At 70.6% G+C, this 13,596-nt stretch carries 9 protein-coding genes; 6 read left to right on the top strand and 3 right to left on the bottom strand.

Translation table 11 applies throughout. The features are described 5' to 3' along the window. Positions 1-5 precede the first annotated feature (5 nt). From VKZ50_02415 to nagA, 3 genes are all read right to left on the bottom strand, one after another. On the bottom strand, positions 6-908 hold the full coding sequence (locus VKZ50_02415) for a hypothetical protein (protein HLJ58564.1): 903 nt from the start codon (positions 906-908) through the stop codon (positions 6-8). Positions 909-1,000: 92 nt separating this feature from the next. Next, the gene (gltB, locus tag VKZ50_02410) at positions 1,001-5,458 is read right to left on the bottom strand and encodes a glutamate synthase large subunit (protein HLJ58563.1); all 4,458 of its coding nucleotides are present in this window, start codon (positions 5,456-5,458) and stop codon (positions 1,001-1,003) included. 371 nt (positions 5,459-5,829) lie between these two features. Beyond that, positions 5,830-6,963: an N-acetylglucosamine-6-phosphate deacetylase gene (gene nagA, locus VKZ50_02405; GenBank protein HLJ58562.1), complete on the bottom strand. Its 1,134-nt coding sequence runs from the start codon at positions 6,961-6,963 to the stop codon at positions 5,830-5,832. Positions 6,964-7,093: 130 nt separating this feature from the next. Between nagA and VKZ50_02400 the strand changes: the two genes are divergently transcribed. The 6 genes from VKZ50_02400 (at position 7,094) to VKZ50_02375 (ending at position 13,554) form a co-directional block, all read left to right on the top strand. After that, positions 7,094-7,567, top strand: coding sequence for a GNAT family N-acetyltransferase (locus VKZ50_02400; protein HLJ58561.1), 474 nt, complete (start codon positions 7,094-7,096; stop codon positions 7,565-7,567). A 107-nt stretch (positions 7,568-7,674) separates the two neighbouring features. Continuing rightward, positions 7,675-9,195 (top strand): ABC transporter substrate-binding protein, encoded by a 1,521-nt coding sequence (locus tag VKZ50_02395; GenBank protein ID HLJ58560.1) that lies wholly within the window; start codon positions 7,675-7,677, stop codon positions 9,193-9,195. A gap of 133 nt (positions 9,196-9,328) precedes the next feature. Further along, positions 9,329-10,276 (top strand): ABC transporter permease, encoded by a 948-nt coding sequence (locus VKZ50_02390; GenBank protein ID HLJ58559.1) that lies wholly within the window; start codon positions 9,329-9,331, stop codon positions 10,274-10,276. Next, complete coding sequence (locus VKZ50_02385; protein ID HLJ58558.1) at positions 10,273-11,181, top strand: ABC transporter permease; 909 nt, start codon at positions 10,273-10,275, stop codon at positions 11,179-11,181. The genes VKZ50_02390 and VKZ50_02385 overlap by 4 nt, the downstream gene beginning before the upstream one ends. Before the next feature lie 91 nt (positions 11,182-11,272). Beyond that, complete coding sequence (gene murQ, locus VKZ50_02380) at positions 11,273-12,178, top strand: N-acetylmuramic acid 6-phosphate etherase (protein HLJ58557.1); 906 nt, start codon at positions 11,273-11,275, stop codon at positions 12,176-12,178. After that, positions 12,175-13,554: an anhydro-N-acetylmuramic acid kinase gene (locus VKZ50_02375; protein HLJ58556.1), complete on the top strand. Its 1,380-nt coding sequence runs from the start codon at positions 12,175-12,177 to the stop codon at positions 13,552-13,554. Before murQ ends, VKZ50_02375 begins: the two co-directional genes overlap by 4 nt. The last annotated feature ends 42 nt before the right edge of the window (positions 13,555-13,596 follow it).

The following is a 13,596-nucleotide window of genomic DNA, read 5'->3' as shown; positions in this document are numbered from 1 at the left end:
GATCGTCAGTGCAGCCGCTGCGTCGTCGTGAACCCAGGGAGTTCGGTCGTCCACGACGCCCGTCGCGCGAACGTGATGATGGGCGGGAGGTAGCCGCGGATCAGCGTAATCACGCGTTCGGGGGACATGATCCCGCTACCCGTGAGCAGCGTCCACCGGGTCTCGACCATCGCGGCGAGGTGGAGCGCGAGCTCCATCGGAATCACGCCCGCGTCCGCAAGCGGCAGGAACACCTCCCACCGGCGGGGGGGGCGGGCGATGCCGAGCGTGGTGAGCATGGCCTTCGCGATCCCGGTCGCGGCGCCGCTTGCGTTGCTGAACACGCCGATGATCTGGCCGACCCGCTCCGCGTCCTGCGCCACGGCCTCGATATCCCGGGTGAACATCTCGAGAATCGGCACCGACGTGAGCACGCGGGCGAGACGCCACCCGATGCGCACGGGATCCAGCGAGCGCGCTGGTTGCGAGGCGGTGCGGACCGCGTCGTCGGTCGACGGAAGGCCGAACGCCCGGGCCTTGAGAATCGTCTCGTGCGCCTCTTCCAGGAGCCTCGGACGTTCCTGCGCCAACCGCTCGGTCGTCTGTCGCACGAACGTCTCGCGGGCGGCGGGGTCGTTGTCCGCGAGCAGCGAGCCCCAGGTGAGGACCTCGTACACGACCGGAAGCACGTGCAGGTTCAGGGCAAAGGGCATCAGCACGCCCGGCGCGTCTCCCAGGGGCGAACTGCTGCCGATCCCTTCGAGGTACTCGGTGATCGCGTCGCTCCCCAGGCCCTCGCGGAACAGGATCCCGACCTCGATGTCCGAATCGGGCCACGTGCGGCTGACGGCCGGCTGTCCGTACAGGTACGCCGCCGCGATCTCCTGTTCTCCGCGGAAGAACCCTGTCAGGTGATCGAACGCGGTCACGACGACAGACTCCCTCGCCGTTCGGGCTGCACCACGCCCCATTGTAACACAGCGTGGCGGCGCGGCTGCGAACGGCCCCGGGCGGGCCGCGCCTACGCCCGTTCCGGCGAGGGCACCGGGGTCGCGACCACGTCCGCTGTGGGAAGGGCCCGCGGCGCGACCTTCCAAAACAGCGGCAGCCATCGGTCCCAGTCCTCGAGTACCTCGCGGGCGCGCTCGCTGCCGGTCGCATGCCGGTGTGCCTCGACCCATCGGCGCAGCGTCCGCACGTCGTCCGGGTCGGACACGCGCGCAAGGCCGACGAGACCGGGGTTGTGGCGGTGCTCGAGCGTTCCGCGCTCGTCGAGGACGTACGCGCAGCCACCGGTCATCCCGGCGCCGAAGTTGCGTCCGGTTTCCCCCAACACCACGACGACGCCGCCGGTCATGTACTCACAGGCGTGATCTCCGACGCCCTCGACCACCGCGACGGTCCCGCTGTTGCGGACCGCGAACCGCTCGCCGGCCCGGCCGGCGGCGAACAGGCGGCCTCCGGTCGCTCCATAGAGCACGGTGTTCCCCATGATCACGTGCCGGTGGGATCGCGCGAGCAGCACGCCGGGCGGACGGATCGCGATCTCTCCCCCGGCCATTCCCTTGCCGACGTAGTCGTTCGCCTCGCCGTAGAGCGCGAGCCGCATCCCGCCCACGCACCACGCCCCGAACGACTGGCCGGCGCTCCCCACGAACCGCAGCGTGATGGTCTCGTCCGGAAGCCCCGCGTCCCCGTGGCGGCGCGCGATCGCCGACGCGATGCGGGCGCCGGCGGTCCGGTGCACGTTGCGGATCTCAAACGTCCGGTCCACGCGCTGGCCCGCGGCCAGATCCTCCCCGATCTGGATCAAAATCGCGTCGTCGTACGGCTCGCCCGGCCGGTCGTTCCGCTCCTGCTGGTGGCGCCGGACACGTGTGCCCGACGGATCCGGATCGGCGAGCAGCGCGTCGAGCGCGAGCCGGCGGGCGCGAGGCACGGGAATGTCCGACCGCACCCGCAGCATGTCCTGACGGCCGACGATCTCGTCCACGCCCCGCGCGCCGAGTTGGGCGAGCAACCGGCGGAGGTCCTCGGCGATCGCGAGGAAGAAGTGGACCACGCGCTCCGGCGTCCCGGGGAATTTAGCCCGCAGATCATCCCGCTGGGTGGCGATCCCGACGGGGCACGTGTTGAGGTGGCACTGGCGGGCCATCACGCACCCGAGTGCGACGACCGCCGCGCTCGCAAATCCGAACTCCTCGCCCCCCAGCAGCGCCGCGATCAGCACGTCGCGCGCCACTTTCAATCCCCCGTCGACCCGGATCTTCACCCGGCCGCGGAGGTTGTTGCGGACGAGCGTCTGCTGGGTCTCCGCGAGCCCGAGCTCCCACGGCACCCCCGCGTTCTTGATCGAGTCCAGCGGCGACGCACCGGTGCCGCCGTCCGCGCCGGCGATGTGCACCGTGTCCGCGTACGCCTTGGCTACGCCCGCGGCGATCGTGCCGACGCCCGCCTCGCTGACGAGCTTCACCGCCACGCGGGCCCGCGGATTGCCCTGTTTCAGATCGTAGATCAGCTGCGCGAGATCCTCGATGCTGTAGATGTCGTGATGCGGCGGCGGAGAGATCAGGGCGATGCCCGGCTGCGTGTGCCGGATCCGCGCGATCTCCGCGGAGACCTTGGCCCCGGGGATCTGACCGCCCTCGCCGGGTTTGCTCCCCTGGGCCATCTTGATCTCGAGTTCCTGGGCCGCGTTCAGGTACGACGCGGTGACGCCGAACCGCCCCGAAGCCACCTGCTTCACCGCCGAGTTCGGCCAGTCCCCGTTCGGCCGCCGCACGAATCGATCGGGGTCTTCCCCGCCCTCCCCGCTGCTGCTCTTCGCGCCCAGGCGGTTCATCGCGATCGCGAGCGTTTCGTGCGCTTCCTTGCTGAGCGATCCGTGCGACATCGACGAGACGACGAACCGTCGGGCGATCTCGGCGGCCGGCTCCACACCCTCCACCGGGATCGGGGCGCCGCCGTGGAACTCGAGGAGATCGCGCAGCGCGGTCGGCGGCCGGTGCGTCACCTCCCACGCGTACGCGAGATATTCTTCGTCGCCGCCCTGGAGCGCGAGCCGGTGCAGCGTCCGCAGGACGTTCGGGTGGAACGCATGGTACTCCCCGTCCTTGCGGAACCGGAACAACCCGGGGTCGTCCAACGCAGGCACGCCGTCGTCGCCAAACGCGCGGCGGTGACGCAGCAGCACGTCCTCGGAGATCTCGGCGAGCCCGATGCCGCCGAGCCGGGACGGTGTCCCCGTCAGCGCAAACTCCACGAGTGCTGTGTCCAGTCCCACGGCCTCGAAGATCTGGGCGCCGTGGTAGCTCGACACCGTGGAGATGCCCATCTTGGACATGATCTTGAGCAGCCCCGCTTCGATCGCCTTGCGGTGGTTGGCCAGCCACGCCGCGGGATCCGCGCCTGCCCGGCGCGCCTCCTCCACGATCATCTCGTGTGCGAGGTACGGGCAGACCGCGCTCGCGCCGTAGCCAATGAGCACCGCCGTGTGGTGGACGTCCCGCGCCTCGCCGGTCTCCGCCACGAGGCTCACGCGCATGCGTCGCCCGCGGCGGATCAACGACTGGTGCACGGCGCCGACGGCGAGCACCATCGGGATCGGCGCGTGCGCCGCATCGATTCCGCGGTCGGAGATGACGAGGAGCGTCGCGCCCTCCTCGACCTGGTACGCCGCCTCGTCGCACAGCTGCACGAGGGCGCGCTCGAGCCCGTCCGCGCCGCCCGCGGCCGCGAATCGCGCCGACAGGGTGCGCACACGCAGCGTCTCCTCGGGGAGCGATGCGAGAGACCCGAGCTCGACTGCGGTGATCACCGGAGAGCGCAACTCGACGAGCCGCGCGTGCTCGGGTGCCTCCTCCAGCAGGTTGCCGCGGGCGCCGAGCAGGGTCACGAGCGACATCACGAGGCGTTCGCGCAGGGAATCGATCGGCGGATTCGTCACCTGGGCAAACCGCTGCTTCAGATAGGCGTAGAGTAGACGCGGGCGCGACGACAGCACCGCAAGCGGCGTATCGTCACCCATCGACCCAACCGGGTCCTTCGCCTCCATGAACATCGGTGTGTGAATGCGCTTGAACTCCTCGTCCGAGTAACCGAACGCAACGAGCCGCCGCGCCAACGAGGGGGAGTCGACCGCGGGGGGCGCGGTGTCCGAAGGCACGCGGGTCCGGCCCGCAGCGAGCCACGCGGCATATGGCCGACGGCCGGCGACCTCGCGCTTGATCGTCTCGTCGTTGAGAATCCGGCCCGCCACGGTATCGACGGCGATCACCCGACCGGGGCCCAGCCGACCCTTTTCCACGATCCGGCTGGGGTCGAGATCGAGCACGCCAGCCTCGCTCGCGACGACCACTAACCCGTCCTCCGTGATCATGTACCGCGCCGGGCGCAGTCCGTTGCGGTCCAGCGCCGCCGCGGCCACGCGGCCATCCGAGAACGCGAGGGCCGCGGGCCCGTCCCACGGCTCCGAGAGACCAGCGTGAAACTCATAGAACGCGCGGAGCTCGGGCGCCATCTCCGTCGCCCCCTCCGAGGCCTCGGGGACGAGCGTCATCATCGCATGCAGGGGGTCGCGGCCGGACTGCACGAGGAGTTCCAGTACGTTGTCCAGCATCGCGCTGTCGCTGCCGTCCGCCTGGATCACCGGGGTCAGGTCTCGCATGCGCTCCCGCCAGAACGGGGAGCGCAGGTGGGCCTCGCGGGCGCGCGTCCAGTTGACGTTGCCCCACAACGTGTTGATCTCTCCGTTGTGGGCCAGCAACCGGAACGGCTGGGCGAGCGGCCAACTCGGGAATGTGTTCGTACTGTACCGTTGATGGAACAGTGCGAGCGCCGTCTCAAACGCCGGGTCGCGCAGGTCCGCGTAGAAGCGCGGGAGTTGCGGGGCGACGCAGAGGCCTTTGTACACGACGGTCCGGTGCGAGCACGACGGCACCGAACACTCCGCGATGCGCTCCTCGAGGAGCCGCCGCTCGATGACTTTCCGCGCCAGGTACAGCGTCCGCTCGAACTCGTCCGCGCCGAGCGGATCGGGCCGGCCGACCAGCGCCTGCTCGATCTCGGGCCGGGTGAGGAGCGCATCTCGGCCGAGCGCCGCCGAGGCGACCGGCACCTGCCGCCACCCGAAGAACACCAGCCCCTCGCGGGTGATCGCGTCCTCAACGATTGCGCGGGCGCGCCCGCGCGTCCGGTTGTCGCGGGGGAGGAACACCATCGCAAGCCCCAGGTCGCTGTGTCGGGGCACGCGCACCGAGAGTCGCTGCAGGTCGGGCGCGAGCAACCGATGGGGAATCTGGGTGAGCACCCCGGCGCCGTCCCCCGTCTTGCCGTCCGCAGAGACCGCGCCGCGGTGCGCCAGGTTCGCGAGCGCGTCCAATGCGTGCGCGAGGGGCGCGTGACTGCGGCCGCCCGTCGTCGCCACGAACCCGACGCCGCATGCATCGTGTTCAAACCTCCGGTCATAGAGGCCGGACATCGTGGTCCCCCTCGCGCGAGATACCCGTCCCGCCGGACCGTCGCTCCGCCGCGCCAAAAGCAAAAGCCCGAGGGAGCGATCCTGTGTGAGAGGAACCTCTCCCTCGGGCTTTTGTCCCGATGGTGTAGCGCCCTTTAGGCCGCCTGTGCCGCTCGGTCCGGTCCGACCCCTCCTGGGGGCCGCGGATCCCTAGGCACACTCCCTCCCCGTCGCCGAGCACGAAACAACGGGTCCGCCGTGCCGATGATGCTGATCGGTTATTTAACTGTGTGTACCAGAATTGGCGTAGGTTGTCAAGGGAAACGGGCAGATTGTTCGGATCTTCGCACGGCGCTGCGTGCGAGAACTGTTGCCGCCGCCCCGTGCCCGGGCTATGCGCCGTGGCGGAGATAGGCGACTTGCCCCGCGACGAGCGTCAGCGCCACGCCGCCTTCGCGATCGAACACGACCAGATCGGCGTCGTGCCCGTCGACGATCTGGCCCTTGCGCGCGAGACCGAGGAGCCGCGCTGGCACGAGCGTCGCCGACTGCACGGCTTCTCGCAGACCCACCTCGGCGGCAGCCGCGAAGTTGCGAACGGCCCGGCTCATTCTGAGCACACTCCCCGCAAGCGTGCCGTCGGGCAAGCGCGGCACGCCGTCCCGCACTTCGATCGCCTGCGCGCCCAGCGTGAAATTGCCCCGTTCCATCCCGGCCCCGGAGACGGCGTCCGACACGAGCGCCACCCGGTTGGTGCCCGCCGTGCGCGCGATCAGGTTGAGCACCGCAGGATGGACATGGATGCCGTCGGCGATCACGCTCACCACAAGCCCGCGTGTGAGCAGCGCGCCGCCTGCGGCGCCGGGCTCCCGGTGGTGCAGGCCGCGCATCGCGTTGAACACGTGGGTGACGAGCCGGGCGCCCCACTGCGCCGCGGCTCGGATCTCGTCGTAGGCCGCGTCGGTATGCCCCAGCGCGACGACGATCCCCTGTGCGGCCAGCGCGCGCACCACGGGTTCGGCGCCTTCGAGCTCCGGCGCAAGCGTCATCACGCGCACGGCGCCGCGGACGCGGCGCACCGTCTCGGTGACCTCCGGGACCGTCGGGTGCCTGAGGTCCTGGGCGCGATGGGCCCCGCGGCGCAGCGGATTGAGATACGGCCCCTCGAGGTGCACCCCGAGGATCTGCGGCAGCTGGCTGCGCCGGGCTCCCGCGCTGGCCGCAACCTCGGCCGCCCGGCGCATATCCTCAAGCGGGGCGCTGACGATCGTCGGGAGGTAGGCCGTGACGCCGGTCCCGGCAAGGTACCGCCCGAGCACGTCATAGTCTTCGAGGACGCAGTGCGAACAATCCACGCCGGCGCCGCCGTTGACTTGAAGATCGATGAGCCCGGGGATCAGGGTGCCGTCCGGAAACCTGAGCACGCCCGCCGCGTCGCGGCCCGGCGGCTCGCCGGCACCGACGCGCGTGATGCGGCCGTCCTCGATCGCGACGAAGCCGGGGCTGAGGTTCCGATCGGGCGCCATGACTGTGCCTGCGGAAATGATCATGGTCCCACTGGTTCAGGCCCGCCGCGCCGCCCTCCTGCGGCGCCGACGGTCTGTGGGGCGCCGCGCGGCGGCAGGCGCACGGGATCGCGGCGGAGAACTGTGCCGCGTGACGATCCGGCCGCTCCGGGAGACGGACGTGGAGCTCTGCGCCGCGATCATGCTAGGGCTTCCGCTCTGGCAACGCTACGGGACGACTCCGGACGACGCGCGTGCACTATTCACCGGCGCGCTGACCGGATCCGCCCGGGCGCGGGTCGCGGAGGACCGCGGCCGTGTCATCGGGTTCGTCGTGTACAGCCTGCGCGGTACGTTCGATCGCAGCGGGTATGTGCGCGCCGTCGGGGTCGCGGAGGGAGCCCAGGGGCGCGGGGCGGGCGACCGACTGATGCACGCCGCGGAGGAAGACATCCTGTCACACGGTCCCAACGTCTTTCTGCTCGTGTCGGCGGGCAACGCGGACGCGCGCCGCTTCTACGAACGGCGGGGCTACCGGTGGATCGGGGAAATCCCCGACTACGTGAGGGCGGGCATTACGGAAGCCCTGTATCGGAAGACGCTCGGTCCGATCCGGCCGGAGTGACCGCGGGCGCCATAAGGGCTATCATAGAGGCGGTGACGCGGTCACGGAGCCTGCGCCGGTGCCGACGTAACCCCGGGGCTCCGGGAACCGTACACAGGGGGTGAGAGATGCACGCGAAGCGGATTCTGGTCGTGCTCGTGGCGTTGCTGCTCGCGCTGCCGCTCGCCGGGCAGACGTACGCGGCGCCGGCAAAGGTCACGCTGACGATGGGCGTGGACCAGGAGATCGTCGGGCTGGATCCCAACAAGGTGACGGCGTTCTCCTCGTTCCGCCGGATCGATCTTCTATACAACAAGCTCGTGACGTACGACGCGGGCCTGCACGTCGTCGGCGACCTCGCGACGTCGTGGGATACGCCCGACAACCGGACCTACGTCTTCCACCTGCATCCGGGCGTCCGGTTTCACGACGGCACGCCGCTGACGGCCGACGATGTCGCCTTCACGATCGAACGAGTCCTCGATCCGAAGACGGCGTCCCCGGCGCGGTCCTACCTGGACGCGGTGGACACCGTCACCGCAACGGACCCGCTGACGGTGCGGTTGCACCTGAAGTACCCGCTGGCGTCCACGCTCGCGGCGCTGACCTCGGCCAACCTGGCGATCGTGGAGAAGGCGGCCGTGCTCAAGAACGGCGACCTCCAGAAGACCGAGGCCGGCACCGGCCCGTTCGTGCTCGCGGAATGGGTGCCGGACAACTACATGCGACTTGAGAAGAATCCGAACTACTTCAAGCGCGGGCTGCCGAAAGTCGATGAGATCGTGATCCGCGTGGTCCCGGAGGAAGCGTCGCTGCTCGCCGGCGTGCGCAGCCGGAGCCTGGACATGGCGACGATCTCGGACGGGAGCCTGGTCAAGCAGGCGCAGGGAGACAAGACGCTGCAGGTCGCGCAGGCGGCGAGCCTGAACCTGCGCATCTTCTCGTTCAACACGACGCACGCACCGTTCACGAATCCGAAGGTGCGCGACGCGATCGCGTACGCAATCGACCGTCAGGCGATCGTCGCCGCGGCGGAGTTCGGACTCGGCGATGTGAGCGGGCCGATCCCGGCGCCGGACCGAGTGTATGCGCTGCCGGTCGCGTCGTTCCCCGAGTACCACACGAACCCGGCCAAGGCCAAGCAGATGCTGCAGGAAGCCGGCGTCGCGGGGGCGTCGTTCAACATCGTGGCGTCGCCGACGTACGAGGGCGGGTTGGCGGTCGCGCAGATCATCCAGGCCCAGCTGCGCGCGGTGGGGCTGAATCCGACGATCGACAACGTCGAGTGGGGCACGTACATCAACCGCTGGGTCAAGCGCGACTTCGACACGATGGTCGAGCTCCGGGGTGGGGACCCCGATCCGGACCGATTCCTGTACCGCACGTTCTACAGCACCGGCGCCGTGAACAACTTCCTGTTCAAGGACGCCGCGGTCGACAAGCTCCTGGACCGGGGCCGGGTGCACCTGACCGTGGCCGAGCGCAAGCCGATCTACGACGACGCGCAGCGCGCGCTCGTCACGGACGCACCGGCGGTGTTCCTGTACACGCCGTATACGAGCCAGGTGCTGCAGGGCTACGTGAAGGGGTTCCGGGTCATCCCCACAGGCTCGCTGGAGTACTTGCAGGAAACCTCGATCCAACGGTAACCGATGGGACACCTGGGGGGTGGCGACCGCGATGGCGCCGCCCCCCGGCCGTCCGATCCATCCCTGCGTCGATGACGCCGCCTGACCCTCGCGCCCGCTGCGTGGGGCGACGCGGGCGCGGCACGGGGCTTCGATGACCGCGTTCCTCGCGGGCCGGCTGCTCACGCTCGTGCCGGTGCTGTGGGGGGTGTCGATCGTGGTGTTTCTGCTGGTCCACCTGCTCCCGGGCGACGCGGTGCAGATGTTTCTCGGCACCCAGGTCGCGATGACGCCGCAACAGATGGCCGAACTCCGGCGGCTGTTCGGCATCGATCAGCCGCTACCGCTGCAGTACGTGGACTGGATCGGCCGTGTGCTCCAAGGAGACTTCGGTGTCTCGCTCCGGACGAGCCGCCCCGTGCTCCCCGACATCCTGGCGCGGCTTCCGATCAGCGGCGAGATCACGCTGTTCGCCCTGGTGATCGCGCTTGTGATCGGCATCCCGATCGGCGTCACCGCGGCGCTCCGGCGGGGCACCGCGATCGACGCGCTGGTCAGCGTCGTGGGGCTCATCGGGTTGAGCGTTCCCAACTTCTGGCTCGCCGCGATGCTCCTCCTGGTCCTGGCCAACTTCCCGATCGCCTCGATCGGCACGTACGTCGGCTTTGCGACGAACCCCATCGCCAACCTCACGGTCATGGCACTGCCGGCGATCTCGCTCGGGGTGTCCCTCGCCGCGGTGTTCATGCGGTTCGTCCGCTCCTCGCTGCTGGAGGTCTTGGGCGAGGACTACGTGCGGACCGCGCGCGCGAAGGGCCTCCTGGAGCGCGTCGTCGTGGACCGGCACGCCCTGCGGAACGCGCTGATCCCGGTCATCACCGTGATCGGCTTCCAGGCCGGGTATCTGCTGGGCGGCACCGTGGTGATCGAGGAGGTGTTCGCCCTGCCGGGGATGGGACGCCTCGCGCTCAACGCGATCGGGCAGCGGGATTACCCCGTGGTCCAAGGCGTCGTCCTCCTGATCGCAGGCCTGTTCGTCCTCACCAATCTCGCCGTCGACGTGTTGTACGCGCTCGTCGACCCGCGGGTGCGATACGAATGAGCCCCGCGCCCGCGCCGAAATCCGCCCTGGCCGCGGCCCGGCACGGCCGCGCGCCGGCCGGTACCACGCGACGCCCCCCGTCGCAGGTGCGGGCGTTCGTGCACACGCCCACGGCCCTCGTCGGTGCGGTGATCGTGTGTGCGTATCTGCTCGCCGCCGTGGGCGCCCGATTCCTGGCCCCGGTGGACCCGATCGCGATGGCCCCCGGCGCGCTGCTCGCTCCGCCTGGGGGGGGCCACCCGTTCGGCACGGACCAGTTCGGACGCGACGTGCTGAGCCGGCTGCTGTTCGGCTCGCGCGTCTCACTCGGGGTCTCGTTCGTGTCCGTGGCGATCGCGCTCGCGGGCGGCGGGACGATCGGCGTCCTCAGCGGCTACTACGGCGGCGCCCTCGACAACGTCCTGATGCGAATCATGGACGTGATCTTCGCTTTTCCGGCGGTGCTGCTCGCGATCGCGATCATGGCGGTGGCGGGAACAAGACCGCCGGTGTTGGTCGCCGCGATCGGGCTCGTCTACATCCCGCAGTTCGCCCGGGTCACGCGGGGCAGCACGCTCCAAGCGCGCGGTGTCGAGTACGTCGAGGCGGCGCGCGCGCAGGGTGCGAGCGTGACGCGCATCCTGGTGCACCACATCGTGCCGAACATCCTGGCGCCGATTATCGTGCAGACGTCGCTCAGCCTGTCGTTCGCGATCCTCACGGAGTCCGCGCTGAGCTTCCTCGGACTCGGCACTCAGCCGCCGACGCCGTCGTGGGGCAATATGCTCGCCGAGGCACGGCGGTTCATGACGACGGCCCCGTGGACGGCGGTGTTTCCGGGGATCGCGATCTCACTGATCGTCCTCGGGTTCAACCTGTTGGGCGACGGTCTGCGCGACCTGCTGGATCCCCGTCTCAGGCTATGATGCGCGCCGCCTCCGGGGCCGAGGAACTGGGGTCGCCGGTCGACCGCGGTCACACACGCATCCACGTCGGACACAACGGTGGAGGATTCCGGTGACGTCCCCGGCACGCGAACCGCTGACCGAGATGATCAACGAACGCACGCGCTCGCTCGACCTGCTGCCCGTGATCGAGCAGGCGCGATTGATGAACGAGGAGGATCGGCGGGTCCCGGACGCCGTCGCGGCGACCCTTCCGCAGATCGCCGCCGCAGTCGAACGGATCGCGAACGCGCTCCGGCGCGGCGGGCGCCTGGTCTATGCGGGCGCCGGCACGAGCGGCCGGCTCGCGGTGCTCGACGCGGCGGAGTGCCCGCCCACGTTCGGCACGCCGCCTGACCTGGTGCAGGCGGTGATCGCAGGCGGGCCCGACGCGCTGCTGCGGGCGGCCGAAGGGGCGGAGGACGACGCACCCGCTGGCGCGCGGGAGATGGACGCGCGGCGCATCGGTCCCGCGGACGCCGTCGTCGGCGTGGCCGCAAGCGGCGAGACGCCGTTTGTGCTGGGCGCGGTCCGTCGTGCGCGGGAACTGGGGGCGACGACGATCGCGGTGGCGTGTTCGCCGGGATCGTCGCTCGAAGCAGCCTGCGAGTTGGCGATCGTCCTCCTGCCCGGCCCCGAAGCGATCGCCGGCAGCACACGGCTCAAGGCGGGCACAGCACAGAAACTCGTGCTCAACATGTTGAGCACGCTGACGATGGTCCAGCTCGGCAAGGTCTACGGCAACCTCATGGTGGACCTCCAGGCCACCAACGAGAAGCTGCGGCGTCGCGCGGTCAGGATCGTCACGACCGCAACGGGGGCCCCAGAGTCGGCCGCGGTCGACGCCCTCGCACACGCTGGTGGGCGCGTGCCGGTCGCGATCATCATGCTCGTGCGCGGCCTCGGCCCCGAAGCCGCCGCGGACGCGCTGCGCGACGCCGGCAGCGTCCGTCGTGCACTCGGAGCGGCGGGGCGATGAGCGGCCGACGTCGGCGCACCGGCCGCACCCCGACCCGCAGGGTGGCCGCGCGGCCGACCCGCGCCGCGACACGCCCGCACGGGGTCCGGCTCCCGTCCCGCGCCCCGTCCGCGCGAACGGGGACCGCCGCGGCGGATCTGGCGGCGGCCATCCGGGCGAAGACGACGAAACGCATCATCGGCCTCATCTCGGGAACGTCGGCGGACGGCATCACCGCCGCGCTTGTGGAGATCACGGACCGCCTCCCCGCCGGGCGTGGCCGCGCCACGGGACGCCGTGCTCCCACCGAGGGTGCGGGGCACGACCATCCGAAGGTGCGACTCGTCGCCCACACGACCGTGCCCTACCCGCCCGAGGTGCGCCGCCGCGTCATCGACGTCTTCACGCAGCCGGCGACGACGCAGGAGATCGCGTCGCTGCACTACCTGCTCGGCGAGTCCTTCGCCGACGCCGCGCTCGCGGCCGCGAAACGCGCCGGGTGCCCGATGACCCGCGTCGACCTGATCGCTTCCCACGGTCAGACGGTGGCCCACGTGGGTGTGCCGGACCCGTCGGACCCGTGGAGCCGCGCGGCGACGATGCAGCTCGGGGAATCCGCGGTGATCGCCGAGCGCACCCGCCGGCCGGTCCTCGCCGACTTCCGGGCGGCCGACATCGCGGCGGGCGGACAGGCCGCCCCGTTTGTCCCGTACGCCGACATCGTGCTGCTCTCAGCGCCGCACGGCCGGATCGCGCTCAACCTCGGCGGCATCTCGAACATCACAGTCCTGCCCGCCAGCGGGCGGCGCGACGATGTGTACGCGTTCGACTGCGGCCCCGCCAACATGCTGATCGACGGCCTCGTCCGGCACTTCTCCGGCGGCGCCGAGACGTTCGATCGCGACGGCGCGCGCGCGGCCCGCGGCACCGTGCGGGAAGACCTGCTCCGGGAGCTGCTCGCGCATCCCTTCGTGAACGCCCCGCCCCCAAAGACGGCCGGGCATGAGCAGTTCGGCCGCCCGTTCCTGGATGGGCTGCTCGCGACGTGGGGCCGCCTGCCGGCGGACGATCTGATCGCCACGGCCACCGCGTTCGCCGGGGACGCGGTGGGACGCAACGTCGCGCGATACGTCGTTCCCCGGCACGCGATCGCCGATCTGGTCGCCGCGGGCGGCGGCGTCCACAACCCCGCGCTGATGCACCGCCTCGCACGCGCGGTTGCGCCGATCCGGGTCCGGCGGATCGACGAGTTCGGCGTGCCTGCCGACGCGAAGGAGGCACTCGCGTTCGCGCTGCTGGGCCATGCGACCCTGATGGGCATCCCGGGCAACCTGCCGCGTGTCACCGGTGCGCGACACGCGGCGATCCTTGGCAAGTGGACGTGGCCGCCCCGCTAGTGCGCCGTCGCAGGTGTCGGACGAAGAGTCGGGCGCGACACG

Source organism: bacterium (assembly GCA_035295165.1).
Lineage (GTDB): Bacteria > Sysuimicrobiota > Sysuimicrobiia > Sysuimicrobiales > Segetimicrobiaceae > JAJPIA01.
This window is presented reverse-complemented; position numbering and strand designations above follow the sequence as displayed.

Coding starts and splice junctions, on each gene's coding strand:
- gltB (HLJ58563.1), bottom strand. CDS start 5,458: ATGTCCGGCCTCTATGACCGGAGGTTTGAACACGATGCATGCGGCGTC.
- nagA (HLJ58562.1), bottom strand. CDS start 6,963: ATGGCGCCCGATCGGAACCTCAGCCCCGGCTTCGTCGCGATCGAGGAC.
- VKZ50_02395 (HLJ58560.1), top strand. CDS start 7,675: ATGCACGCGAAGCGGATTCTGGTCGTGCTCGTGGCGTTGCTGCTCGCG.
- VKZ50_02390 (HLJ58559.1), top strand. CDS start 9,329: ATGACCGCGTTCCTCGCGGGCCGGCTGCTCACGCTCGTGCCGGTGCTG.
- VKZ50_02385 (HLJ58558.1), top strand. CDS start 10,273: ATGAGCCCCGCGCCCGCGCCGAAATCCGCCCTGGCCGCGGCCCGGCAC.
- VKZ50_02375 (HLJ58556.1), top strand. CDS start 12,175: ATGAGCGGCCGACGTCGGCGCACCGGCCGCACCCCGACCCGCAGGGTG.